General features: G+C 38.3%; 21 protein-coding genes, 2 tRNA genes and 1 rRNA gene (1 of these 24 cut by a window edge). 11 read left to right on the forward strand and 13 right to left on the reverse strand.

What is annotated here, in order from left to right; genetic code table 11:
- Positions 1–34, reverse strand: a tRNA-Ile gene (locus CJ263_RS01230) (it extends 40 nt beyond the left edge of the window).
- 156 nt (positions 35–190) lie between these two features.
- Positions 191–1,715 (reverse strand): 16S ribosomal RNA (locus tag CJ263_RS01235).
- A 700-nt stretch (positions 1,716–2,415) separates the two neighbouring features.
- Between CJ263_RS01235 and thrS the strand changes: the two genes are divergently transcribed.
- From thrS to rplT, 4 genes are all read left to right on the forward strand, one after another.
- The gene (gene thrS, locus CJ263_RS01240) at positions 2,416–4,362 is read left to right on the forward strand and encodes a threonine--tRNA ligase (RefSeq protein ID WP_094995595.1); all 1,947 of its coding nucleotides are present in this window, start codon (positions 2,416–2,418) and stop codon (positions 4,360–4,362) included.
- Between the two features lie 83 nt (positions 4,363–4,445).
- Positions 4,446–4,940, forward strand: coding sequence for a translation initiation factor IF-3 (infC, locus tag CJ263_RS01245; protein WP_199768167.1), 495 nt, complete (start codon positions 4,446–4,448; stop codon positions 4,938–4,940).
- 160 nt (positions 4,941–5,100) lie between these two features.
- Positions 5,101–5,298 (forward strand): 50S ribosomal protein L35, encoded by a 198-nt coding sequence (rpmI, locus tag CJ263_RS01250; RefSeq protein ID WP_068486516.1) that lies wholly within the window; start codon positions 5,101–5,103, stop codon positions 5,296–5,298.
- A gap of 95 nt (positions 5,299–5,393) precedes the next feature.
- Entirely contained in the window at positions 5,394–5,738 is a 345-nt protein-coding gene (rplT, locus tag CJ263_RS01255; RefSeq protein WP_094995597.1) for a 50S ribosomal protein L20, read from the forward strand.
- Positions 5,739–5,798: 60 nt separating this feature from the next.
- On the opposite strand, the gene CJ263_RS01260 is transcribed toward rplT, so the two are convergent.
- Entirely contained in the window at positions 5,799–6,068 is a 270-nt protein-coding gene (locus CJ263_RS01260) for an EF-hand domain-containing protein (RefSeq protein WP_094995598.1), read from the reverse strand.
- 31 nt (positions 6,069–6,099) lie between these two features.
- The gene (locus CJ263_RS01265; protein WP_094995599.1) at positions 6,100–6,522 is read right to left on the reverse strand and encodes a secondary thiamine-phosphate synthase enzyme YjbQ; all 423 of its coding nucleotides are present in this window, start codon (positions 6,520–6,522) and stop codon (positions 6,100–6,102) included.
- Positions 6,523–6,611: 89 nt separating this feature from the next.
- Between CJ263_RS01265 and CJ263_RS01270 the strand changes: the two genes are divergently transcribed.
- Entirely contained in the window at positions 6,612–7,409 is a 798-nt protein-coding gene (locus tag CJ263_RS01270) for an HAD family hydrolase (RefSeq protein WP_094995600.1), read from the forward strand.
- Positions 7,410–7,413: 4 nt separating this feature from the next.
- Here the strand turns inward: CJ263_RS01270 and CJ263_RS01275 are convergent, their stop codons facing one another.
- The 6 genes from CJ263_RS01275 to tgt all read right to left on the reverse strand — a co-directional run bounded on the left by CJ263_RS01275 (position 7,414) and on the right by tgt (position 14,615).
- Positions 7,414–8,676 (reverse strand): asparagine synthetase B, encoded by a 1,263-nt coding sequence (locus tag CJ263_RS01275; protein WP_094995601.1) that lies wholly within the window; start codon positions 8,674–8,676, stop codon positions 7,414–7,416.
- Positions 8,677–8,795: 119 nt separating this feature from the next.
- Positions 8,796–10,343, reverse strand: coding sequence for a replicative DNA helicase (gene dnaB / locus CJ263_RS01280; RefSeq protein WP_094995602.1), 1,548 nt, complete (start codon positions 10,341–10,343; stop codon positions 8,796–8,798).
- A gap of 166 nt (positions 10,344–10,509) precedes the next feature.
- Positions 10,510–11,463, reverse strand: coding sequence for an acetyl-CoA carboxylase carboxyltransferase subunit alpha (locus CJ263_RS01285; protein WP_094995603.1), 954 nt, complete (start codon positions 11,461–11,463; stop codon positions 10,510–10,512).
- 71 nt (positions 11,464–11,534) lie between these two features.
- Positions 11,535–12,416 (reverse strand): DMT family transporter, encoded by an 882-nt coding sequence (locus tag CJ263_RS01290; RefSeq protein ID WP_094995604.1) that lies wholly within the window; start codon positions 12,414–12,416, stop codon positions 11,535–11,537.
- Positions 12,403–13,428 carry an LptF/LptG family permease gene (locus CJ263_RS01295; protein WP_229702378.1) on the reverse strand — a complete coding sequence of 342 codons (1,026 nt, stop codon included), beginning with the start codon at positions 13,426–13,428 and terminating at the stop codon, positions 12,403–12,405. Before CJ263_RS01295 ends, CJ263_RS01290 begins: the two co-directional genes overlap by 14 nt.
- Positions 13,429–13,484: 56 nt before the next feature.
- A complete protein-coding gene (gene tgt / locus CJ263_RS01300) occupies positions 13,485–14,615 on the reverse strand; it encodes a tRNA guanosine(34) transglycosylase Tgt (protein WP_094999053.1) in 1,131 nt (376 codons plus the stop codon).
- A gap of 238 nt (positions 14,616–14,853) precedes the next feature.
- On the opposite strand from tgt, the gene CJ263_RS01305 reads away from it, so the two are divergent.
- Positions 14,854–15,441, forward strand: a complete 588-nt coding sequence (locus tag CJ263_RS01305; protein ID WP_094995606.1) for an outer membrane beta-barrel protein — start codon at positions 14,854–14,856, stop codon at positions 15,439–15,441.
- A 74-nt stretch (positions 15,442–15,515) separates the two neighbouring features.
- On the opposite strand, the gene CJ263_RS01310 is transcribed toward CJ263_RS01305, so the two are convergent.
- A complete protein-coding gene (locus CJ263_RS01310) occupies positions 15,516–16,484 on the reverse strand; it encodes an FKBP-type peptidyl-prolyl cis-trans isomerase (RefSeq protein ID WP_094995607.1) in 969 nt (322 codons plus the stop codon).
- A 76-nt stretch (positions 16,485–16,560) separates the two neighbouring features.
- Between CJ263_RS01310 and CJ263_RS01315 the strand changes: the two genes are divergently transcribed.
- A complete protein-coding gene (locus CJ263_RS01315; protein WP_094995608.1) occupies positions 16,561–16,944 on the forward strand; it encodes an RNA-binding S4 domain-containing protein in 384 nt (127 codons plus the stop codon).
- Between the two features lie 100 nt (positions 16,945–17,044).
- The gene (locus CJ263_RS01320; protein ID WP_094995609.1) at positions 17,045–17,542 is read left to right on the forward strand and encodes a phosphoribosyltransferase domain-containing protein; all 498 of its coding nucleotides are present in this window, start codon (positions 17,045–17,047) and stop codon (positions 17,540–17,542) included.
- Here the strand turns inward: CJ263_RS01320 and CJ263_RS01325 are convergent.
- Positions 17,534–18,049, reverse strand: coding sequence for a shikimate kinase (locus CJ263_RS01325; protein WP_094995610.1), 516 nt, complete (start codon positions 18,047–18,049; stop codon positions 17,534–17,536). The genes CJ263_RS01320 and CJ263_RS01325 overlap by 9 nt on opposite strands.
- A gap of 138 nt (positions 18,050–18,187) precedes the next feature.
- Here CJ263_RS01325 and CJ263_RS01330 point away from each other — a divergent pair.
- Positions 18,188–18,260 (forward strand) — tRNA-Lys (locus CJ263_RS01330).
- Positions 18,261–18,636: 376 nt separating this feature from the next.
- Here the strand turns inward: CJ263_RS01330 and CJ263_RS01335 are convergent.
- On the reverse strand, positions 18,637–19,041 hold the full coding sequence (locus CJ263_RS01335; protein WP_094995611.1) for a response regulator: 405 nt from the start codon (positions 19,039–19,041) through the stop codon (positions 18,637–18,639).
- Positions 19,042–19,153: 112 nt separating this feature from the next.
- On the opposite strand from CJ263_RS01335, the gene CJ263_RS01340 reads away from it, so the two are divergent.
- Both CJ263_RS01340 and CJ263_RS01345 read left to right on the forward strand, forming a co-directional pair.
- Positions 19,154–24,877 carry a PAS domain S-box protein gene (locus CJ263_RS01340; RefSeq protein WP_094995612.1) on the forward strand — a complete coding sequence of 1,908 codons (5,724 nt, stop codon included), beginning with the start codon at positions 19,154–19,156 and terminating at the stop codon, positions 24,875–24,877.
- Entirely contained in the window at positions 24,864–25,289 is a 426-nt protein-coding gene (locus CJ263_RS01345) for a response regulator (RefSeq protein WP_094995613.1), read from the forward strand. Before CJ263_RS01340 ends, CJ263_RS01345 begins: the two co-directional genes overlap by 14 nt.
- Positions 25,290–25,293 lie beyond the last annotated feature (4 nt).

A 25,293-nucleotide genomic window follows, 5' to 3' on the forward strand; every position in this document is an offset into this window, starting at 1 on the left:
AGTGTAGCGCTCTAACCAGCTGAGCTATGGGACTGTCCCTACTTCAACGCCCATGGGGCGCGTCCGTATTTGTTATATATCATGATTGCGGAGAACCTCGTAAAGAAAAACAAAAACATAAATCGAAAAAACGGGACCGAAGGACTTTCGAAAGCCGTCGGGGACTATCCCTTAAAGGGACAATCTCTAGAAAGGAGGTGTTCCAGCCGCACCTTCCGGTACGGCTACCTTGTTACGACTTAGCCCTAGTTACCGATCTTGCCCTAGGCCGCTCCTTGCGGTGACGGACTTCAGGCACTCCCGGCTTCCATGGCTTGACGGGCGGTGTGTACAAGGCCCGGGAACGTATTCACCGGATCATGGCTGATATCCGATTACTAGCGATTCCAGCTTCACGGGGTCGAGTTGCAGACCCCGATCCGAACTGTGACAGGTTTTGTAGATTCGCTCCGCCTTGCGACGTGGCTGCTCTCTGTACCTGCCATTGTAGCACGTGTGTGGCCCAGGACGTAAGGGCCGTGATGATTTGACGTCATCCCCACCTTCCTCGCGGTTTGCACCGGCAGTCCCGTTAGAGTCCCCATCTTGACATGCTGGCAACTAACGGTAGGGGTTGCGCTCGTTATAGGACTTAACCTGACACCTCACGGCACGAGCTGACGACAACCATGCAGCACCTTGCAAATTGCCCGAAGGAAAAGGTGTCTCCACCCCTGTCAATATGCATTTAAGCCCTGGTAAGGTTCCTCGCGTATCATCGAATTAAACCACATGCTCCACCGCTTGTGCGGGCCCCCGTCAATTCCTTTGAGTTTCATTCTTGCGAACGTACTCCCCAGGTGGGATACTTATCACTTTCGCTTGGCCGCCCAGGCCTCAAGGACCCGGACAGCTAGTATCCATCGTTTACGGCGTGGACTACCAGGGTATCTAATCCTGTTCGCTCCCCACGCTTTCGTCCATCAGCGTCAGTATATGGTTAGTCACCTGCCTTCGCAATCGGTGTTCTATGTGATATCTATGCATTTCACCGCTACACCACATATTCCGGCAACTTCACCATAACTCAAGACCGGCAGTATCAAAGGCAATTCTATAGTTGAGCTACAGACTTTCACCCCTGACTTACCGGCCCGCCTACGGACCCTTTAAACCCAATAATTCCGGATAACGCTCGGACCCTCCGTATTACCGCGGCTGCTGGCACGGAGTTAGCCGGTCCTTATTCTTACGGTACCGTCAGTGGGGCACACGTGCCCCTTTTTCTTCCCGTATAAAAGCAGTTTACTACCCATAGGGCATTCTTCCTGCACGCGGCATGGCTGGATCAGGCCCTCGCCCATTGTCCAATATTCCTCACTGCTGCCTCCCGTAGGAGTCTGGTCCGTGTCTCAGTACCAGTGTGGGGGATCCCCCTCTCAGGGCCCCTACCCATCGTAGCCTTGGTAAGCCGTTACCTTACCAACCAGCTAATGGGACGCATGGCCATCTTCTACCGCCCGAAGGCTTTAACCACATCCCGATGCCGGGTCGTGGTACCACGGGGCATTAATCCAAGTTTCCCTGGGCTATTCCCCTGTAAAAGGCAGGTTCCATACGCGGTGCGCACCCGTGCGCCGGTCGTCAGCGGAGCAAGCTCCCTGTTACCCCTCGACTTGCATGTGTTAGGCCTGCCGCTAGCGTTCATCCTGAGCCAGGATCAAACTCTTCATCGTTGTTCTTTATATACTCGTCCCAACGACTCCCGAAATTGTTCCCCGGCCCCGATTCTCTCGATCTAATTCTTTATGTTTCTCTACCACCACATTCCCTATTTCGGAATGCGGCTCTCTCCACAATATTTCAATGAACTCCAATCCGGAAATCCCCACAAGGCCTCCGCCCCGTTTCCCTTTCCTTCACCCTAGGTATTCCCCTAAGCGGGTGCAAATATACAACTGTTTTTTAACCTGACAACTTTTAAAAAAGAAAAAAATAATTTTTTTTCAAACTGTCAGAAAACAATAAATAATGAACGTTTGCACTCTTTTTATTACCACTAAACATTTAAGTTATTTCTTATCCGATTAGCGGGCTGCAAATGTAAGCCTGTTTTTTAAATAACAAAGAAAAATAATCGCCTTTTTTCAACTTTTTTAAAACAAAAAACCCAACATTCTTATAATTAGGACTTTGCAAGTTTTAAAAGAAAAAGGGCATTGAATTTAATCAAAAAAATGATTCAAAACAATAGAATTAAATAATATTTAAGAGACCCCCTCATTAAATGAACTATATCTTATTAAAGTATCGATTACACCCAATAGAAGACGTAAATGACATCGTACAATCGAATCAATTCAAAACATATATATAATATATTGTAGAGGTAAATTCAACATATTATCTTTGCCCCCTGTTTTATAAAACCAAACTATGATAGAGATAACCTTACCGGACGGCTCAATTAAAGAATTTGAGAAAGGCATCACGCCCGTCGATGTAGCCAAAAGCATAAGTGAAGGGCTTGCCAGAAATGTTATTTCTGCCAAGTTCAATGACACTATTGTTGAGAGCACCACACCGTTGACCGAAAACGGATCTCTTATCCTTTACACATGGAATGACAAAGAAGGTAAAAAAGCCTTTTGGCATTCCACCTCACATATTGTAGCACAAGCGTTGGAAGAGCTTTATCCTGGGGTAAAACTAACCATAGGCCCGGCTATCGATAATGGGTTCTATTATGATGTTGATTTGCCAGATGGCACTATTTCTGAAAAAGACTTTGCTAAAATCGAACAAAAGGCATTAGAAATTGCCAGAGGCAAACATGATTATAAAATGCGGGAGGTGTCAAAATCCGATGCATTGCAGTTTTACAAAAATCAAGGGAACGAATATAAGGTTGAGCTCATTGAGAACTTAGAAGACGGCACTATCACCTTTTGTGACCATGACACTTTCACAGATCTATGTCGTGGAGGGCACATCCCGAATACGGGAATAGTCAAGGCCATTAAAATATTAAGTGTTGCGGGAGCTTATTGGAGGGGAGACGAAAACAAACCCCAACTTACAAGAGTTTATGGAATATCCTTTCCCAAGCAAAAGGAACTAACTGAATATCTTGCCCTTTTAGAAGAGGCCAAGAAGAGAGACCACAGAAAACTGGGAAAAGAATTGGAACTTTTTACATTTTCCCAAAAAGTAGGACAGGGATTGCCACTGTGGTTACCAAAAGGTGCGGCACTGAGGGAACGATTGGAGCAATTTTTGAAAAAGGCTCAAAAGAAAGCAGGTTATGAAATGGTAGTAACCCCACATATTGGCCAAAAAGAACTTTATGTAACTTCTGGCCATTATGCAAAATATGGTGAGGATAGCTTTCAACCCATACATACGCCCAAAGAGGACGAAGAGTTTCTTTTAAAACCTATGAACTGCCCCCATCATTGTGAAATTTATAATACTAGACCTTTTAGTTATAAAGAATTACCTAAGAGGTATGCAGAATTCGGAACAGTATATAGATACGAACAAAGTGGTGAGCTCCATGGTCTTACTAGGGTTAGGGGATTTACTCAAGATGATGCACACATTTTCTGTACTCCAGATCAATTGGACCAAGAGTTTAAGGATGTTATTGACCTATCCTTATATGTTTTAGGCTCTTTAGGCTTTGAGGATTTTACAGCCCAAGTATCCGTTCGGGATTTGGATACTCCTGAAAAATATATAGGTTCCGTAGAAAATTGGGAAAAAGCAGAGCAAGCCATAATCAATGCGGCTAAAGAAAAGGGGTTGGATTTCGTCATAGAAAGTGGTGAAGCAGCGTTTTATGGTCCAAAATTGGATTTTATGGTCAAAGATGCCTTGGGAAGACAATGGCAATTGGGCACGATTCAGGTCGATTACAATTTACCGGAACGATTTGAGCTTACTTATAAAGGAAGCGACAACGAGTTACATAGACCAGTAATGATTCACAGAGCTCCATTCGGGAGTATGGAGCGTTTTATCGCGCTTTTACTGGAACATACTGGTGGTAATTTCCCTTTATGGCTAATTCCAGATCAGGCCATTGTATTACCTGTTAGTGAGAAACATGAAAAATATGCCGAAAAAGTTTTAAAATCGCTAGAAAATAACGAAATTCGCGCCCTTGTTGACAACAGAAACGAAACTGTTGGCAAAAAAATACGTGAGGCGGAAATGAATAAAATTCCATTTATGCTGATCGTAGGGGAAAATGATGAAAGCTCCAATACCATTTCCGTAAGAAGGCACGGAGGTGAAGATTTAGGGGCAATCACCATAGAAGAGTTTTCAGACTTGGTATCTACAGAAATAAATAGTACCTTAAAGTCGTTCAAAGATTAAAGTTTAATTAAAAATAATAAGTCATAGCAATACGTAAAAGATTCAGGCCTCAACCTAGAAGGGAAAATAAAAACCCTCATAATATTAATGAAAAAATTCTTGCTCCAGAAGTAAGATTAGTTGGTGATAATGTTGAAGTTGGAGTATATCCGATTCGAAAAGCTTTGGATTTATCCAAAGAACTGGAATTGGATTTAGTCGAAATTTCACCTAAGGCGGATCCTCCTGTTTGTAAAATTATAGATTACAAAAAGTTTTTGTACGAACAGAAGAAAAGGGAGAAGGCCATGAAGGCCAAAGCTTCCAAAGTTGTTGTGAAGGAAATTAGATTTGGGCCAAATACGGATGATCACGATTATGAATTTAAAAAGAAACATGCTGAAAAGTTCCTTAAGGATGGGGCTAAATTAAAGGCATACGTTTTCTTTAAGGGAAGGTCCATAGTATACAAAGATCAGGGTGAAATATTGTTGTTAAAATTGGCTTCTGAATTGGAGGAACTTGGAAAGGTGGAACAGATGCCGAGATTGGAAGGTAAAAGAATGACGATGTTCATAGCCCCAAAAACAAAAAAATAACGTTTCGGATTTCTAAAAAAGTCGAAGCTTTATAAATAAAACTAAACGCTATTAGTGATTAACTGATAGCGTTTGGCTTGGAAAGAGACCCTAAAGCAACCTTCTGGGTCCAAAATATAGAAGGTAGCGAGTGAGATTTAAACAAAAAAAATAGGAGAAAATGCCTAAACAAAAAACAAAATCCAGTGCTAAGAAGCGATTTAAGCTTACAGGTACGGGTAAAATCAAAAGAAAGCACGCTTTTAAGAGCCACATTCTTACGAAGAAGTCTAAAAAGCGTAAGCTTGCTTTAACTCATGATACATTGGTACACCCACATGACGTTAACAGCATTAAGGAACAATTACGTTTAAAGTAAAAGTTCAAAGGTAAAATTATTAACCATGGAGTTAGGCCAACAAAAGTTCCTTTAAAAATTGGAAAGGGCGCCTACTACAAAAAACAAGAAAAGAAATGCCAAGATCAGTAAACGCAGTAGCTTCCAGAGCCAGAAGGAAAAAGGTAATGAAGCAAGCAAAAGGTTACTTCGGAAGACGTAAAAATGTTTGGACAGTAGCCAAAAATGCGGTCGAAAAAGCAATGTTATATGCTTATAGAGATCGTAGAAACAAAAAAAGAACGTTCCGCTCTTTATGGATCACCAGAATTAACGCCGGTGCAAGACAACATGGAATGTCCTATTCTCAATTTATGGGTAAAGTAAAAGCTAATGGTATTGAACTTAACAGAAAAGTTCTTGCCGATTTAGCGATGAATCACCCAGAAGCTTTTAAAGCAATCGTAGAGCAGGTAAAATAAATTAAAAACGAATCTCACTTATAAAAATCCGACTTAAAAAGTCGGATTTTTTATTTTACCTTATTTCTTAATTTTTGCGATGGCCGCCTTAAACTCTTCCCAATCTATTAACTCATCTCCGTTTTTATCGTAGCCTTCAACAAGCTTAGTAGAAACTATTCCCCTTAGAAACCCATTAATTTCAGCATCCTTAAGGAGTTTTACAATTTCCTTTTTACTCAATTTTCGATCGCTGTCCTCATCAAAAAACTCAAAAGCCTTCTGTGGTGTGTCAAAATGATTCGTTATCAGGATTTGAATTTTGTTTAAAATAGATTCCTCCGTAGTCATTACTTAATTTTAAAATTAAAATAGAGCTCTATCAATTACCAAATAAGGTAACCACCAAGTTTCTGCCAGATGCATGATTTCTGTGTTCACAAAGATAAACTCCCTGCCAAATACCAAGGTTAAGCTTACCTCTTGTAATAGGTATCTGTACCGATGATCCCATTAAGGATGACTTGATGTGCGCCGGCATATCATCAGGACCTTCATAATTGTGAATATAATAGGGAGCATTTTCTGGAACCATAATATTCATATGGCTTTCAAAATCCCTTCTTACCGTAGGATCCGCATTCTCATTAATGGTAAGGCTTGCCGATGTATGCTTGATAAAGACCTGACATATACCTTTCTCCAAACCCCGAATTTCGGGACAATTATTAACGATTACATCCGTAATTAAATGAAACCCCCTAGAAAATGCAGGAAGTGTAAACTCCTTTTGAAACCAATCCATACTACCTCTTAATTAAATAAAGGTAAAACTTTAGACTTTACTTACTTTATTTATCTAGTTGAAATATCTTTGCGGCTTACTTATAACACATGGATTTATCGAAAATTAAAATGGTTGTGACCGATATGGATGGAACCCTCTTGAACTCCAAACACGAGGTAAGCGATTATTTTTTTGAGCTATTTGAAGGAATGAAATCAAAGGGTATTCTATTTGTCGCTGCAAGCGGCAGACAATATAATAGCATCATTGATAAATTGGATTCCATAAAAGATGATATCATAGTCATTGCAGAGAATGGTGGCTTTGTCAAGCAAAAAGATTTAGAAATATTATCTACCCCTTTAGATAAGCAATTTGTATCAGAAGTTTTAAATACCATAAAGGAAGTGCCTAATACGCATCCTGTTTTATGCGGCAAACACAAAGCTTCTATTTCCGGTGAATCCGATGCATTTGTTGAAAAACTCAAAGAGTACTACACAGAATTTGAAGTTCTCGAAGAACTAAAGGTTACGGATCGGGAAGTTATTAAGATTGCCATCTATCATTTTGACAGTTCCGAAGAACACATTTACCCCCATGTAAAACGCTTTGAGGACCGACTTAAAGTTAAGATTTCAGGTGAAAATTGGGTCGACATCTCAAGCCCCAACGCCCACAAGGGTTACGCCCTAGAAAATATCATGGAACGCTATCAAATAAAATCCGACGAGATTATGGTTTTTGGTGACTATAATAACGATCTTGAGATGTTAGCCCTTTCAGATTATAGCTTCGCCATGGAAAATGCACACCCAAACGTTAAAAAAGCTTCCAAATACGGTACTTTGAGCAATGATGAAATGGGAGTGGAACACCAATTGGAAAAGTTGGTTTCCCAATAGTTAGTTATGTTTTCTGCTTATTCTTCCTCGCAGCTGGAAAAAGAACATTGTTTAAAATCAAGCGATATCCAGGTGAGGTAGGGTGCAATTCCAATTCTGTTTTTGGGTCCCCTACCCTGTGCTGATAATCCTCTGGGTCGTGCCCACCGTAAAATGTAAAAAAACCTTTTCCCTTGACCCCATGAATATAACGAGCCTCACCGTTAAGTTTGTTCTCCCCAAGTATTAATACTGTTGGCTTTATTTCAGAACGTTTAAAAGCCGTTGTTTGACCCATAAAACCTTTTACCAGAGATGTGTGGTTTTGACATAACATGGTAGGTACTGCATCCCATTTGGCGGAAAAATCCATTAGAGAAAAATAATCGGATTCCTTAGGAACATTACCCCTTTTTGAAGTCATATCAATTGAGGAAAATTCATACTTGACGGGACTCCGCTCCAGCGTGAAGTCAGTAAAAGCAAAAGTTTTACCAAAATCCAAACTTGCCTGATAATTAGGGTCCGATGGGTCACCGTCGAACATAGGTTCACAAATGTCAACTCCTTCCGCAGCAAGGGCTATATCAAAACTATCCGTGGCAGAGCACATGGCAAACATAAAACCTCCTCCTATTACGTAGTTCCTAATCTTAAGGGATACGGCGAGTTTCTCTTCGGATACTTTGTCATATCCCAATTTCTTGGCCAGTTTCTCCGCATCCTGCTTTCCTTCAATATACCAAGGTGTAGCCCTATAGGCACCATAAAACTTGCCAAATTGACCTGTAAAATCCTCGTGGTGCAAATGAAGCCAATCATACAGGGCCAATTTGTCGTCCAAAACTTCTTCATCATAAATAGTTACATAAGGAATTTCGGCATAAGTCAACGCCATGGTTACCGCATCATCCCAAGGCTGATTTCCTTTTGGCGAATAGACCGCTATTTTTGGGGCCTTTTCCAAGATTACCGCATCTTGATTTTTAGAAGGGCTACTAATTTCATCCAGTATCGAATTCGCTTGATTGTCCGATAGTATTTCAAAGGAAACGCCTCTAATCTGACACTCTTTTCTTATAACCTCCCCGTCCGGAAGTAGAAAGGAACCTCCCCTATAGTTGAGAAGCCATTGTACTTTTTGTTGCTTTGACAAAACCCAATAGGTAATACCATATGCCTTTAAATGATTTTTTTGAGTATCCGCATCCATGGGTATTAATATGGAAGAGGCATGCCCAAAATTTGACAACAAACACACTGCAAATAAAAAAAGTATCCTATTCATACCATATTTTTCAATTGGCCTTCTCTCAAAAGTAAACGAAAAAAAACGCTCCTGTATTTTAAGGAGCGTTAAAGATTATTAAAATGAGTTAAAATGTTATCTCTTTAAAGTATTTCCAATTAGAATGGCACATCGTCATCATCTGGATCCAATCCTTGGTTCATGGAACTACCAAAAGCATCGTCTGCACTTGGCAGGTTTTTGGTAATAAACGGATTCTCTTCGTTATCGTTCATCTTGGACTGGAATTCGAAAGGTGAATCAAAATCGTCCAGATTATCGAACTTACCTTGGCTTCCAATAAATTTAAGCCTGATGTTGTCCAGACCACCATTTCTGTGCTTCGCTACTATAAATTCGGCCTGTCCTTGTGTGGGGGTTCGCTCTTCATCGTCCCATTCTTCAATCTTATAATATTCCGGACGATAAATAAAGGAAACAATATCCGCATCCTGCTCAATGGCCCCGGACTCCCTCAAATCTGATAGAATAGGTCTTTTGCTTCCTCCCCTGGTCTCTACCGCCCTGGAGAGCTGCGATAGTGCGATGACCGGTACATTCAGTTCTTTCGCTAGTGCTTTTAAGTTTCGGGAAATCGTTGATATTTCCTGCTCTCTGTTTCCCCCTTTTTGGCTACCGCCTGCCGTCATCAACTGTAGATAATCTATCATGATCATTTTAATGCCATGCTGCGAGGCCAGTCGTCTGGCCTTGGCACGCAAATCAAATATGGACAGTGATGGGGTATCATCAATGAACAAAGGAGCTTTTTCCAAGGTTTTGACCTTTACATTCAATTGTTCCCATTCATGTTTTTCCAGTTTACCTGTTCTCAATTTTTCAGATGATAATCCTGTTTCCGAAGAAATCAATCGCGTTATCAACTGTACAGAGGACATTTCCAAGGAGAAAAATGCTACGGGAGTGTTGGAATTTACCGCCATGTTCCTGGCCATGGACAAGGTCAATGCCGTTTTTCCCATACCTGGACGGGCAGCAACGATTATTAAATCACTTGGCTGCCAACCTGAAGTCAACTTATCCAACTTATCAAATCCTGACGGAATACCACTTAAACCTTCCCTGTTGGCAATTTCCTCTATTTTTTTCTTGGCCTGTATAACCAAATTCTGGGCCGTTTCGGCTGACCTTTTTAAATTTCCCTGGGTTACATCATACAATTTGGCCTCCGCATTGTCCAACAAGTCAAAGACATCCGTACTTTCGTCATACGCATCTTCGATTATCTCGTTTGAAATTTTAATTAGGCTACGCTGAATGTATTTCTGGAGAATGATTCGGGCATGAAACTCGATGTGCGCCGAAGATGCCACTTTTTGGGTCAATTTTATCAAGTAAAAATCGCCTCCAACGGCCTCCAATTTTCCTGCTTTCTTCAATTGTGAGGAAACGGTTAATAAATCCACCGGTTGGGATTCCTCAAAGAGGATAAAAATGGCCTCATAAATAAACCTATGGGCATCCTTGTAAAAAACATCCGGGTGAAGGATATCAATGACCTCATCGACGCCCTTTTTGTCAATCATCATTGCACCCAACACAACCTCCTCTAAATCAATAGCTTGTGGTGGTATCTTACCTCTTTCGAGGCTAATAATGGTAGATTTATCAATCTTGCGACCGACAAAAGGTTTTGTGTTCTCCATGATGCGAAAATATGCAATTAACCTTTAGTTAACTTTAAAAATTCCTGTTTCGATGTTCACAGGTAACTAACAATTGACTGTTCATAACATACGATTTTTTGTTGATAACATAAAAAAACCGAAGATCAAAATCTTCGGTTTGTCCGTATGTTACTAAAATGGTAGTTTATCCATTGAAAACACCCATATTGGCATACTTTTCCATACGTTGTTCCACCAATTCTTTTGGTGATAACTTTTGCAATTCTCCATAATGGGAAGCAATCTTGTTTTTTAATATCTCGAAAGTCTTTTCTCTATTGGCATGGGCTCCTCCGGCCGGTTCCCTTATAATTTCGTCAATTAACTTTAATTTTTTCATATCGGTAGCCGTAAGCTTTAATGCTTCGGCCGCGCGTTCTTTGTATTCCCAACTTCTCCATAGTATCGAAGAACATGATTCGGGAGAAATTACGGAGTACCAAGTATTTTCCAACATTAAAACCTTGTCCCCAACTCCAATTCCCAAGGCTCCCCCGGAAGCACCTTCACCGATAATAGCAACTATAATCGGCACTTTCAGGCGTGTCATCTCCAAAATATTGCGTGCTATAGCTTCACCTTGCCCTCTTTCTTCAGCTTCAATGCCTGGATAGGCACCAGGAGTATCTATAAGGGTTACTACGGGAATTCCAAATTTTTCTGCGGATTTCATTAACCTTAACGCCTTTCTGTAACCCTCTGGGTTGGCCATACCAAAATTACGGTACTGTCTAGTTTTCGTATTGTATCCCTTCTGTTGGCCGATGAACATAAAACTTTGATCACCTATCTTCCCAAGACCGCCTATCATGGCCTTATCATCCTTAACATTCCTATCCCCATGAAGTTCTAGGAAGGTATCGCCACAAATAGCCCTTATATAATCCAAAGTATATGGTCTGCTAGGATGCCTGGAGAGTTGAACTCGTTGCCATGGAGTCAAGTTTTTATAGATTTCCTTTCTCGTTTCCTCTAATTTCTTCTCAATCTGTTTACAGGTTTCGGATACATCTACGTCACTTTCCTCACCAATAATCATACACTTGTCCAATTGCTCTTCCAGTTCCTTAATTGGAAGTTCAAAATCCAAATACTCCATAGTTTTTAATACGATTTCGTTAGTTGTGTAGGCAAAGATAAAACTTTAATGGGTATTCCTAACCCACTCCCCTATTTTATGCCAGCCCTGTATTTTAACACGCCGTTCAATATTACAGTCATCAAGATTATCGTAGCTCCCACATAGAAAAGAGGATTCATTTTTTCCTCTGAGCCAAAAATTAGCCAAGCCAATACTAGCCCATACACAGGTTCCAAGTTGGTTGTTAACATTACAGTATACGGAGTTAGAATACGCATTACCTTGATGGAAGCAATGAAAGCATATGCAGTGCATACCAGTGCAAGTATTATCAAAAATAAGAGGTCCTTCATACTGAGATGAAAAAAACCTTCAGTGAAATTTTGTCTTAGAGCCAGCACCACGGTCAAAAATAGAACTCCAACCCCCAACTCATAAAAGGAAATTAAAGATGGCCTATGGTATTTGACCAATTTCCCATTCACCAATGAAAAGATAGAAGCCAAAAATGCCGAAATCAAAGCTACCGTCATTCCTTGGGTGTATGTTGACTCAACCTTAAAAATGAGTGCCAATCCTAATATCACTAAAATCCCAAAAATTAATTCATACCCAATTATTTTGCGCTTAAATATAATAGGCTCCAATAACGCAGTAAAAAAAGCACCTGTAGACATCATTGCCAAAGCAACCGATACGGTGGATATTTTAATCGCATAGAAAAATGTCACCCAATGACTAGCAACAACAATACCACCAAAAACGAGCCAAAGCAATGTTTTTTTATCCACCTTGAACCATAACCGGACAACAAGTAAATAGACAAAAATAAACCCTGTAGCCAATAGCATGCGATACCAAACCAGTGGCAAGGAATCTATGGATATCAATTTCCCTAGGATAGCCGTAAAGCCCCAGATAAAAACAATAAAGTGTAAATGAAGTAAATTTAGTGTTCTATCTTTTGGCATTCTGCAGAAGGTAAAAAGCTAAAACACCAAAGAGTACATTGGGTATGATGACCGCAAGTAATGGGGAAAAACCTGACTGCTCTGCCAAAGTGCCAAAAACTTTATCGAAAAAGATAAACACAAAGGCCACCAAAATACCAAAAGCTAAATTAACCCCCATTCCACCTCTTCGCTTTACCGAAGAAACGGCAACAGCAATTATAGTAAGTATAAAAGCGGTCAAGGGCAGTGCCCATCGCTTGTATTTTACCAAAATATAAGTATTGATGTTAGAGGCTCCCTTCCTTTTTTGATCGGCGATGAATTGGTCCAACTCAAATAGATTTTTGGTTTCCGCAACATAGGAAACAGGTGTAAGGTCATCTATTTTAAAGTTAAAAATGGTATCCAATCTCCGCTTGCTTTCTAAAATTGCGGAATCGCCCACCATTTTACGTTTTACATAAGAGGTCAATCTGTAATTGCTATCTTTTTCCACCCAACGGATATTGAATGCGGATATCTTGAATTCTAGCTTATTATCACTATTAAAACGTTCATAGGTGAAATTATGACCCAACTGTCTTGCAGGATCAAATCTACTTACATAAATAAAGTCAGTTTCATTTAATTGGTTAAATATATTTTCGGTAGTTCTATCCTGTTTTCCTTTTTTTAGGTATTTAAACTTAAACTCGTTAAAGCCAATGCTTGCCTGTGGAACGATAAACATGGTCATGAAAAACATGATAATCGCGATAATGGTAGCTCCAATTATGTAAGGCCTTAAAAACCGACCATAGGATACCCCAGAACTTAAAATAGCAACGATTTCCGTGTTATTGGCCAATTTGGACGTAAAGAAAATTACGGAAAGGAAAAGAAAAATGGGAAAGAGCAAACTCCCTATGTATATAGTAAAGTTCAAGTAGTAGAACAATATTTCATTTAAAGGCGCCTCATTATCTATCATCTTCCCGATTTGTTCAGCAAGATTGACCATTATCCCAATTGGGATAAACAACAAGAGCATCATGGCAAAGGTGGCCAAATAACGCTTTAATATATATTTATCTATTATCGAGAGCACTACAGTCTTTTATCCATTTGTTTTACCATTGTATTCTTCCAAGAATAAAAATCACCTTCAAGGATATGCTTTCGTGCCTCACGCACTAACCAAAGATAGAATCCTAAATTGTGTATCGTGGCTATCTGCTTGCCCAAATATTCATTGGCCACGAATAAATGTCTTAAATAGGCCTTGGAATATTCCTTGTCCACGAAAGTAGTTCCCATTTCGTCAATGGACGAAAAATCATCTTCCCACTTTTTATTTTTAATGTTGATGGTCCCATGTGCCGTAAAGAGCATTCCATTTCTGGCATTGCGGGTAGGCATAACACAATCGAACATATCTATACCCAAGGCAATATTTTCAAGGATATTAATAGGTGTTCCTACGCCCATGAGATACCTAGGTTTATCCTCTGGAAGAATTTCACAAACAACCTCTGTCATCCCATACATTTCCTCTGCCGGCTCTCCTACGGATAGACCTCCAATAGCATTACCTTCGGCTCCTGCATTGGCTATATATTCAGCAGACTGTCTTCTCAAATCCTTGTAAGTTGAACCCTGAACGATTGGAAAAAAGCTTTGGGAATAATCATAGGCAAAAGGTGTTTTCTCCAAATGATTTATGCATCGGTCCAACCAACGATGGGTCATATGCATAGAACGCTTGGCATAATTATAGTCACAAGGATAAGGAGTACATTCATCAAAGGCCATTATAATATCCGCACCTATCACCCTTTGGATCTCCATTACATTTTCTGGGGTAAACATATGCATGGACCCATCTATGTGTGATTTAAATTTTACACCTTCCTCCTTTATTTTTCTGTTCCCGGATAGGGAGTATACCTGATATCCGCCGCTATCGGTCAAGATATTTCGGTCCCAACCCATAAACTTATGAAGTCCGCCTGCTTTTTGAAGTATTTCGGTTTTGGGCCTCAAAAATAAATGGTAGGTGTTCCCTAAAATAATATCCGGGTTAATCTCCTCCCTAAGTTCTTTTTGATGCACTCCCTTTACGGAAGCTACCGTTCCCACTGGCATGAAAATAGGTGTTTCAATGGCACCATGGTCGGTTTTGATAGTACCGGCCCGTGCCTTGCTCTGGACATCGGTTTTGTGTAAGGTAAATTCCAATTGTTTATGATAAAGCTGCAAAGATAATGAACTCGTTCTCTTCAAAACTTAATAAAAAGCAAAGATGGGAATTTGTATCAAGCTAATCTTGGATAGCGATACGATTAACCAAACCCTCACATCCAATGTAATTTTGTAAAACAATAAAGAACAATACCCACCGTTTTGATGGTATAACGAGAAAGGAAACGATTGGTATTGTTCTTGATATTAATGTTTCAATTAAAATAAAACTATTATGAAAAAAACACTTTTTCTTACTGTATTATTATTGACGGGTTTAACCGCAATGGCCCAAAGTGGCTCCGGATTTGGAATCAAAGGAGGATTAAACTATGCTGGTAACGGAGACTATTTTGATTCTACCCGAGATGCTTTCGAGAATCCCGACAAAAACCTAGGATATCATTTTGGTGTCTATGGTAAATTAGGTGGGAAGATTTATTTAAGACCAGAGCTAGTTTATACCAAAATTAAGTCAACTTATGACAATGATGACTTTAAAATGAGCAAATTAGATGTGCCCGTTTTATTGGGTGTAAACCTTATTGGACCATTAAATGTCTTTGCAGGGCCTGCATTCCAATATATATTGGATACCGATTTTGAGGGGGTAACCTTGGGTGATGTTGAAAACGATTTCACCGTAGGCCTTAATATTGGAGCGGGTGTCAACTTAGGTAAACTAGGAATCGATTTGAGATATGAAAGAGGTTTCAGCGAAAATGAGGTCAACTTCATTGATACTTCTGGTGGAATTCCTATAAATGATAGAATTGATACTAGACCTGATCAGCTTATTTTAAGTTTGTCCTTAAAGATTTAGTTTTATGGTATAATTCCTAAAAAACAAAAGGCTCCCAAGTTTGGGAGCCTTTTGTTTTATCAATGCTTTTGAAGTTAAGAGTCCTTATCTAAGTGATCGGGAATTCCATCACCATCCGAGTCTCTAACACTTTCAAATTTTCCTTCACTGTCTAAATTTATTTCCTCTATGGTAGGAATCCCGTCCCCGTCATCATCGGTATCCAAATGGTTGTAAACAGGGCCACTATTCGAAAAATCCCCGTCCGTATTATCATTATTTAAATTTCCATCGCCGTTCAAATCCTCTAGAATTGAGGGAATACCATCACCATCATAATCAGTATCCTTTTCATAGGCAATGGCGTCAAGTTTAAATATTAATGGAGAGTATGCGGGAATAGAACCTGCTCTGGTATTAAAATATGCTAATCCTGAGGGCATAAACGCAACACCCACTCCATAATTTTCAAAAGAGACCGTGCCGTCTCCATTATCAGTGAAAGAATCACCGGTTTTCAATTTTAATATTGCCTGAGCAAAACCAACCCTTAAACCCGGGTTGGATAGATAAAATTTTAAAGGTTGATTTGAAGACCCATCAAAAAGCGTTCCGTTCAGCAACAAACCTTCGTACCTTAAGATACTATTGTCCCCAATTGTTGGAAAGTCACCACTACCCTGCCTAGCAATTAGATAATACAATTTGTGGTCTGCGACTTCCCCATCATCGATTCCAAAAGAAGAAGATGCCACAGAAATGGTTTCCACCCCGAATTCTATCCCTGGTAATTCACCACTGTCCAAAATGGACGTTTTCCTCCCGTTTTCTCCAGCTATTGTATCAAATTTAATTTTGTAATCAAACTTTTCTTGAGGATTCAGAAAATCTTCATAATTAAAAAAATGGGTACTTAGAAATTCAAGAATCTCTGCATCATCCTCAGCGGCTACCTCTATAAGCGATCTGGGTGGAACTACCTCTATTTCCGGTCCATCATCCTTTTTACAGGACCAAAGGCTTATAAAAGTAATTGCGAATACAATACTGTTTTTCAATTTCATCAACAAGATTTTAGGCGCGCAAGATACAATTTTCCCCTATTTTTGTTGGATACCTTAACAAAGATTTTAATTTGTCATGCGCATAGACAAGTACCTCTGGAGTACCCGATATTTTAAAACAAGGAACATTGCTACCAACGCATGTAAAAAAGGCCATGTTAAAATAAATGGCCAAACGGCCAAACCAGGAAGAGAGGTTTTTCCTATGGACAAAATCAGCGTGCGCAAGAACCAAATCGATTATCAACTTACCGTTTTGGACATTCCAGATAGTAGGGTCGGTGCCAAGTTGGTGGATATTTACAGGAAGGACACAACCCCAAAAGAGGCCTTTGAACATAAAGAACTCTTACAATATTCCAAGGAGTATTATCGAAAAAAGGGTATGGGAAGACCTACTAAAAAGGACAGACGGGAAATTGATGATTATTTGGATTCCCCAGAAGAAAATGATTCGTAGTTGGCGTAACTTTCAACTGTAGTTATAAAAATTCAAAAAAAGTATCACTATCAACAAACAGCGAATTTGCCCTATCTTTATCATAAGTTATTTAAATACCATGCAACAACAAATTTTGACCCATCAACAGATTCAGCATAAAATTGAGCGAATAGCCTACCAAATCTATGAGGCCAATGTATTTGAAAATGAAATCATAGTTGCGGGAATAGAAGGTGGCGGACTGCTTTTTGCCAAAAAAATAATTATGGTCCTCAAAAAAATCACCAAAGCTGAAATAACACTTTGCAAAGTGATGATGGACAAAAAAGACCCTCTAAAAAGTGGCGTAAGTACCTCCATACCTGAAAGTGAGTATGAAAATAAATCTGTGGTATTGGTGGATGATGTATTAAATTCCGGCACTACCTTAATCTATGGTGTATACCACTTTTTAAAAACACCCTTAAAACAATTGAAAACCGCTGTTCTGGTCAACAGAAATCATAAAAAATATCCAGTTAAAGCGGATTACAAGGGTATTTCCCTTTCAACTTCCCTTCAAGAACATGTAAACGTAGTGTTCGAACCAAAGAACAACTGCGTTTACCTAGACTAAACATTGAATGATTTCTTCGGCCACGGCCGATATGGATTTTCCATGATTATGAACGGTATGATGTGCTTGATTATAAAAGAAGCTTCGCTCAAAGAGATGTTTGGCTATAAACTCATTAAACTCCCCTTCAGCTATATTGGCTATTAATGGTCTTGAATCCTTCTCCCTTAAAAGTCTTTCGCATAAATCCGAAAGATCAGTTCTTACATAAAAGGAGTTTTTTGTGGCTTTATTTATCAGTTCCATATTATTGCCAAAACACGGTGTCCCTCCTCCAACAGATAGAATATAATTTTCGTTTACCCCTAAAATTTCATTTAAATAATAAGTTTCCCTTTTTCTAAAATAGACCTCCCCCTTCTCCTTAAAAATTTTGGTCACGCTCTTACCCTCGGCTTTTTCAATGTAGTGGTCAAGGTCTAAAAAATTATAGCTCAATTGGTTAGACAACTCCTTACCTATGGTTGTCTTTCCACTACCCATATAACCAATCAATATAATTTTCACTTCTCTTTATTTTGGCAAAAATGGCTTAAAATAAATCGATTTCAAAAAAAAATAAATTTCTGCCTATTTCGTCTTGGTAAATAAATAATAGGCCTTATATTTGCACCCGCAAACGAGAAATCTTTGCACTTCTTTTTTGACCTGGTAGCTCAGTTGGTAGAGCATCTCCCTTTTAAGGAGAGGGTCCTGGGTTCGAGCCCCAGCCCGGTCACCGAATCGGATATCGTTCGAGACCAAAACCTTGCTAATCCTATGATTTGCAGGGTTTTGTCGTTTTTGGACCATCATTTAAATTGATTTGATTTGGTTATAAATGTCTACACATCGGTAAACAAGTATTTAATCGTCAACATTGTAGACAGATTAGCCAAAAACACAATACTATAGTTGATTTGACTTTCATTTTACTATAAAGATGACAAGAATAGTTAAGAGCTGGAAACGCCCGATATAGTATTAGACCTTCGCCGAGCAAAAAGGAAAATACTAGAAACAACATTAAACGCATGAATACCAGTACATTGTTTCAAAAACTTTGGGTGATAAAAATTCTTTTATGTGGCTCTCTTTTACCTGTTCTTTTCCTATTACGTAAGTTTTCGAAAATAAAGCGATATGTTTTTAATGTATTCCGAAAAGTTCTCAATATCATACGGCTTGGTAACAAACGCATTGGCATGATTTTGATACGCATATTTAATATCTTTCAAATCACTGGACGTTGTTAAAATTACAACAGGTATATTAGAGAATCTTAAATCAGATTTCAAAAATTTCAATATTAGTCTACCATCAGGATTCGGTATATTGAGGTCCAATAAAATTAAGTCGAATAAGCCAACATTGTTCCTTTGCGAAATTTCCCTAATCTTTTTTAGGGCCATTTCACCATTGGTTGCAGTTTCTAAACGATATGCAACATTCAATTCATCGATAGCTTCCTGTATAATAAAGAGGTCAGCTAGATTGTCTTCTACCAGAAGTATGTTCATAGGCTATTTACTTCTGTATTAAAAATACAACAAAACAGTTAAAAATAGTAGTAAAAATCTTTCAATATCTTACATTTTTCTTTGTAAAACAAAGAACATTTAATATCTTATTTTGGGTAATAAATATTTCGCAAAATATCCAATCCAAATCATGGAACATTCCCAGTTGGCCAATATCTTTTTAGATCAAAGTAAAATTCCTTATTGGATTATTGATCTTGAATTTCAACTGCTTTACTCCAATAAAGCATTCCAAGACCTCACGAAAGTGGTGCCTGGATTGACAAATAATACTTACGAGTCTATTTTTAATGAAAATGTTGAGAAGTGGGCAACCTATTATAAGAGAGCTCTTAAGGGAGTCTCTTTTGAAATAGAAAATCACTACTATGATTCCGAGTTAAAAGAAACACAATATGGACATACAATTTTTGAACCCTTAAGAAACAAAGAGAACAAGATTTATGCGGTTGCTTGTCAATGGAAAAATATACCTCACACTATAAGGCATGGAAGCGTAGCCAAACAACTAATAGATTCTTCTCTGGATGTTTTCTGCACTTTTAATGAGCAGGGCGAGTTTCTTTATGTTAGTGCAACAGCAGAAAGGCACTGGGGCTATACACCTGAGGAATTATTGGGTAGATCTTATAGGTCATTGGTAATCGAGGAGGATTTAGTTTCTACAGATTTAATGGAAACCACTTTAAAAAAAGGACAGGAAATTAAATCGTTCTCAAATAGGTATCGAAAAAAGTATGGGGGAATTGCTTATAATCAATGGTCCTCCAAATGGGACGGACGTGCAAAACTCTTTTTTGCTGTAGCAAGGGACAGCAAGGAGACACTTGAGCAAGAAGAAAAATTACATTATTGCGAAGAACGTTTTAAGGCGCTAGTTACAGGAGCATTCGACTTGGTGGCAGTAATAAATACTGAAGGACACTATTTGTATATGAGTCCTTCAATTACTGCTATTGCCGGTATTCCTCCCGAAGATTTTATTGGTAAAAATGCATTTGACTTCGTTCATCCCGATGATTTCAAACGAACAAAATCCGAACTGGAAAAATCAATAACAGAGGATCGGATAGTGATGAAACCCTATCGAGCCAAAAACCACAAAAATGAATGGAGATGGGTCGAAACTATACTAACAAATATGTTAGACAACTCAGCGATTAATGGCATTATAATTAATTCAAGGGATATTACAGAAAAAATTGAACAAGAAGAAAGATTACTTCAAAGTGAAAAACGTTTTAAAGCTCTAATTCAGGAAGGTTCCGATCTAATTGGAATTCTTGATGAAGAAGGTAATTATAGCTATGTAAGTCCAACGAGTAATTCTGTTCTCGGAATATCGCCCGAAAAATTTATTGGCAGAAATATATTTGAATTTCTTCATCATGATGATGAGCAGAGTGTTTTAGCCGGTCTGCAAAAAGTGTCTACTGAAAACAAAGTCACGCTCGACCCATTTCGCTTTATAAACCACCAAAAAGAATGGCGATGGGTAGAAACCATACTGACGAACATGTTGGACAACCCTTCGGTGAGAGGTATCGTGGCAAACTCAAGGGATGTTACAGATAAAATTGAACAGGAAGAACGAATAGTTCAAACTGAGAAAAGATTCGAGACCCTGATAGAAAACAGTACGGACTGCATCACGATAATTTCTCCCGAAGGCGATACAACCTATATCTCTAAGGCGATAAAAAAAATTCTGGGCTATACGCCCACAGAGGCAATGCTGTTGGATATTTGGAAACTCATTCATCCACAAGACATAGATGGCTTTAAATTGGCTATATCCAAAGCCATGGAAAATCCAGGTGTTTCTATAGAGGGTCGAACTTCAAGAATAAAACACAAGGATGGTTCTTTGAGATGGGTTAAAACCAATGTAACCAACTTGATACAAGACCCTTCCATAAGAGGTATTGTGAATGTAATTAGTGACGTTACCAAACAAAAAACTGAGGAGTTAGAAAAAGAACTCATTACCAAAATAAACAACTATTTCAATCAAAATACAAACAACGATTTAACAAGTTGCTTAAAAGATATTTGCCAGCAAATCGTTGAATATGATAATTTTGGTTTTGCCGAAATTTGGTTACCAACTTTTGACGATAAGAAAATTAGCCGCACAGCAAGTTATACAGGAACCAAAACAGGTAGGATGTTTTTTAAGGAATCCGAAAAATTAAACATCTTAGAAATAGAGGAAGGCTTATCGAACCAAGTATTGAAAAAAAGGAAAACAATCATTTGGGAGTCTACTGATGCAGAATGGCATTTATTCAAAAGAAAAACAGCAGCAGAAAAATCAGGGATTAAATCGCTCATTGCCATTCCATTAATACACAATGACAATCTACTAGGTGGCCTTTTGATAGGAACCGAAAAAGCTAAATCTGCCCTTTCAATCAATTTAGATCTGTTTCAAAAATTAAAGTCAACCCTTGGGTCTGAGTTAAGCAGAAAGAAAACAGAGGTTGAGCTATCTCAAATTTTCACCTTCGCACCCGATATGATTTGTGTGGCAGGTTTTGATGGTTATATCAAGCAGATTAATCCTGCAGGTTTAGTGTTATTGGGCTATTCATTAGAGGAAATTCGATCAAATCCAATAAAGTCGTTCGTATATGGGGACGATCAATCTTTCACGGAGGAAAATCAAAACAAACTATACAATGGCAAAAACCTAGAGGGTTTTGAAAATCGGTATGTCACTAAGGAGGGCAAAGTAATTTGGTTAAGTTGGACTGCGACTTCTTTACCAGAACAAGGTATTATTTATGCCGTTGCCAAAGATATCACTGAAGAGAAAAGCCTTAGAGAATTGAACCGGCACGTTGGGCTACTCGCCAAAATTGGAAGTTGGGAGGTAGATCTCATCAAACAAACAGTCTTTTGGTCAGATGAAGTGCATAAAATCTACGAAACAGACCCAAATTCATTTGTTCCAACTGTGGATATTGCAATTGATTTTTACCGAGAAGATTTTCGCCAATCTGCACTGTCAAGTTTTGAAAAATGTATCGAAACTGGAGAGCCCTATGAAATTGAAGCGGTAATAGTCACACGCAATAAAAAAGAGCGTTGGGTAAGAACTACTGCAAAAGCCGAATTTAATGATGGTGTTTGTGTAAGAGTTTATGGAAGTTTTCAAGATATACACCAAGATAAGGAGAATGAAATTGCTTTGCGGCAAAGTGAAGCCAAATTCAGAACCATCTTTGAAATCGCTACTTTGGGCATCGCACAAGTTGACCCAACTAATGGAAATATTCTTTTGGTTAACTCATATTATGAGAATATCACCGGGTATTCCATTGACGAACTTTTGGAAATGAATTTTTTAGAGCTCACACATCCAAACGATCGTATAAAGGATTGGGAAATATTCAGTAAAGCCGCTCGTGGTGAAGAAGAATATAGGAATGAAAAGCGATATATAAAAAAAGACGGTACTATTGTTTGGGTTAAAATTCATCTCGCATTCATAAGGGACGAAAAAGGTAAAGCAATAAGAACTGTGGCTATTTGCGAGGATGTTACTAAGCAAAAAACAGCTACCCTACTGTTGAATGAAAGTTTAAAAGCTCTAAAAGATTACAAATATTCATTAGATCAGTCTGCAATAATAGCTTTTACAGACCAAAAAGGAGTAATAACTTCGGTGAATGATAATTTCTGTAAAATATCAGGTTACGACAGAAAGGAGCTTCTTGGAAAAACACACAGGATCATTAATTCCAACTATCATTCGACCGTATTTTTTAAAGAGTTGTGGAAAACTATTACTTCTGGAAAAGTATGGCGCGGAGAAGTTAAAAACAAAGCGAAAAATGGCTCTTATTATTGGGTCGATACGACTATCGTGCCTTTCTTAGATGAAAAAAATAAACCCACGCAATATTTAGCCATTCGATTTGATATCTCAGAACGGAAAAAAGCAGAAGATGAAAAAGCTAGATTTCAAGAAACGTTGGAAAATAGCTTGAATGAAATCTACATGTTCAATTCCAAAACCTTTAAATTCGGATATGTCAACAAAGGAGCGATGCTCAACCTCGGCTATACAAAACAAGAATTACATAATCTAACCCCATTAGATATAAAACCTGAATACACGCAGGAGTCCTTTAATCATTTAGTTTCTCCTTTATTAAGTTATAGAAAGGACAAAGTAATATTTTTTACCAAACATAAGCGTAAAGACGGTAGTCATTATCCTGTAGAGGTACATCTTAAATTAGTTGAGGAAGACAACTATAGCAATTTCATTGCAATAATTTTAGATATTACAGAAAGAAAAAAAGCCGAAGAAAATTTAATTAACACCTCAGAAAGATTGCGTCTTGCAACTAAAACAGGGAATATCGGCATATGGGATTGGGATATAATAGATGACAAGCTTATCTGGGACGATACCATGTACCAAATTTTTGGAGTTGAAGAAAATGAATTTCAGGGGGCATTCGAAGCTTGGCAAAACAAAATTCATCCAGATGATTTTGATCAAACCAATAGGGACGTTCAAAATGCATTACAGGGAATTTCGAAATTTAACACAGAATTTCGAATAATTAAGCATGATAAATCAATTAGATACATAATAGGGGAAGCCATCGTAATAAGAGATGAAATTTCAGGAAATCCTATTCGAATGATAGGTACTAACATAGATATTACAGAAAGAAAGAAAGCGGAGGAAGAAAATAGATTCAAAGCTAATTTATTAAGCATGGTTGGGCAAGGGACTATTGCAACAGACCTGGATGGAAAAGTCAACTATTGGAACAGGGGCGCTGAGCTTATGTACGGCTGGAAAACTGAAGAAGCCATAGGAAAAAATATCATGCAACTTATCACATTGGAGACCAATAAAGAAATGGCCGGGCAAATAATGGAAATACTGAAAAAGGGGGAATCTTGGTCGGGCAATTTTGAAGTCCAGAAAAAGGATGGAACTAATTTTACCGTAATGGTGACCAATTCTCCAATCTATGATGAAAACGAAAAACTGAGTGGAATTATCGGTATTTCAACAGACATTACTCACGAAATTAAAAACAAGGAGCTACTGAAGCAGTATACTAAAGAGCTAGAAAGGTCCAATGAAGAGTTGGAACAGTTTGCATTTGTCACTTCCCACGATTTACAGGAACCATTGCGAATGATTTCTGGCTTTATGGATCAATTAAAAAGAAAGTATGAAGACCAACTGGACGAAAAAGCACTTCAATATATTTACTTCGCCACCGATGGTGCCAAACGTATGAAACAAATTATATTGGATTTGCTTGATTATTCCAGGGCAAGTAAACCGACTGATGAACTTGTAGAAGTAAATTTAAATGAGGTCATAACTAGCTATGAACAATTGAGAAGAAAAGTTATTGCAGAAAGTTCAACGATCATTATATCTGACAAACTACCTTCTATAGTATCGTATAACGCCGTAGTGACTCAAATCTTTCATGGTTTGTTAGACAACGCTATTAAATACACCAGAGAAAAAATTACGCCAATCATAGAGATTAAAGTACAAGAAAAGGAAAATGAGTGGGAATTTTCAATTTCAGATAATGGTATAGGGATCGATGATCAATTTTATGATAAGATTTTTATTATTTTCCAAAGGTTACATAATAGAGAAAGATATGATGGAACAGGAATCGGACTTGCTATCGTCAAAAGAAGTGTTGAATTTTTAGACGGAAAAATATGGCTAACATCAAAAGTTGGTGAGGGAACAACTTTTTTCTTTACAATAGCGAAAAACAGAAAATATAAAATACAGAAAAATGAAATTAGCTAATATTCTTTTGGTGGAGGATAATGAAGGAGATATTCTACTCACACGAGAAGCTTTTGATGAAAGCAAAGTCATTATTGATATCAATGTAGCTAGGAATGGACAAGAAGCTCTTGATTACCTCTACAAAAGAGGGGAATACACAGAAGTAAAAAAACCTGATTTGATACTTTTGGATATTAACATTCCTGTATTTAACGGTCATGAAGTTTTGAAAAAAATAAAGGGCGACCCAATATTGAAAAAAATACCTGTAATAATGTTGACTACCTCATCCAATGAAAAGGATATTGAAAAAGCGTACGAAAACCACACCAATAGTTATGTAAGAAAGCCGCTAAATATGGAGGATTTTTTAAAAGTAATTCTTAAGATAGAAGAATTTTGGTTGCAGATAAACACCCTAACCAAATAGTAAG

This window comes from Maribacter cobaltidurans, from assembly GCF_002269385.1.
Lineage (GTDB): Bacteria > Bacteroidota > Bacteroidia > Flavobacteriales > Flavobacteriaceae > Maribacter > Maribacter cobaltidurans.

Coding starts and splice junctions, on each gene's coding strand:
- CJ263_RS01290 (WP_094995604.1), bottom strand. CDS start 12,416: ATGCCAAAAGATAGAACACTAAATTTACTTCATTTACACTTTATTGTT.
- CJ263_RS01265 (WP_094995599.1), bottom strand. CDS start 6,522: ATGGATTGGTTTCAAAAGGAGTTTACACTTCCTGCATTTTCTAGGGGG.
- CJ263_RS01285 (WP_094995603.1), bottom strand. CDS start 11,463: ATGGAGTATTTGGATTTTGAACTTCCAATTAAGGAACTGGAAGAGCAA.
- CJ263_RS01335 (WP_094995611.1), bottom strand. CDS start 19,041: ATGAACATACTTCTGGTAGAAGACAATCTAGCTGACCTCTTTATTATA.
- rplT (WP_094995597.1), top strand. CDS start 5,394: ATGCCAAGATCAGTAAACGCAGTAGCTTCCAGAGCCAGAAGGAAAAAG.
- thrS (WP_094995595.1), top strand. CDS start 2,416: ATGATAGAGATAACCTTACCGGACGGCTCAATTAAAGAATTTGAGAAA.
- CJ263_RS01275 (WP_094995601.1), bottom strand. CDS start 8,676: ATGAATAGGATACTTTTTTTATTTGCAGTGTGTTTGTTGTCAAATTTT.
- CJ263_RS01295 (WP_229702378.1), bottom strand. CDS start 13,428: ATGCTCTTGTTGTTTATCCCAATTGGGATAATGGTCAATCTTGCTGAA.
- CJ263_RS01310 (WP_094995607.1), bottom strand. CDS start 16,484: ATGAAATTGAAAAACAGTATTGTATTCGCAATTACTTTTATAAGCCTT.
- CJ263_RS01270 (WP_094995600.1), top strand. CDS start 6,612: ATGGATTTATCGAAAATTAAAATGGTTGTGACCGATATGGATGGAACC.
- dnaB (WP_094995602.1), bottom strand. CDS start 10,343: ATGGAGAACACAAAACCTTTTGTCGGTCGCAAGATTGATAAATCTACC.
- CJ263_RS01320 (WP_094995609.1), top strand. CDS start 17,045: ATGCAACAACAAATTTTGACCCATCAACAGATTCAGCATAAAATTGAG.
- CJ263_RS01315 (WP_094995608.1), top strand. CDS start 16,561: ATGCGCATAGACAAGTACCTCTGGAGTACCCGATATTTTAAAACAAGG.
- CJ263_RS01345 (WP_094995613.1), top strand. CDS start 24,864: ATGAAATTAGCTAATATTCTTTTGGTGGAGGATAATGAAGGAGATATT.
- CJ263_RS01305 (WP_094995606.1), top strand. CDS start 14,854: ATGAAAAAAACACTTTTTCTTACTGTATTATTATTGACGGGTTTAACC.
- rpmI (WP_068486516.1), top strand. CDS start 5,101: ATGCCTAAACAAAAAACAAAATCCAGTGCTAAGAAGCGATTTAAGCTT.
- CJ263_RS01260 (WP_094995598.1), bottom strand. CDS start 6,068: ATGACTACGGAGGAATCTATTTTAAACAAAATTCAAATCCTGATAACG.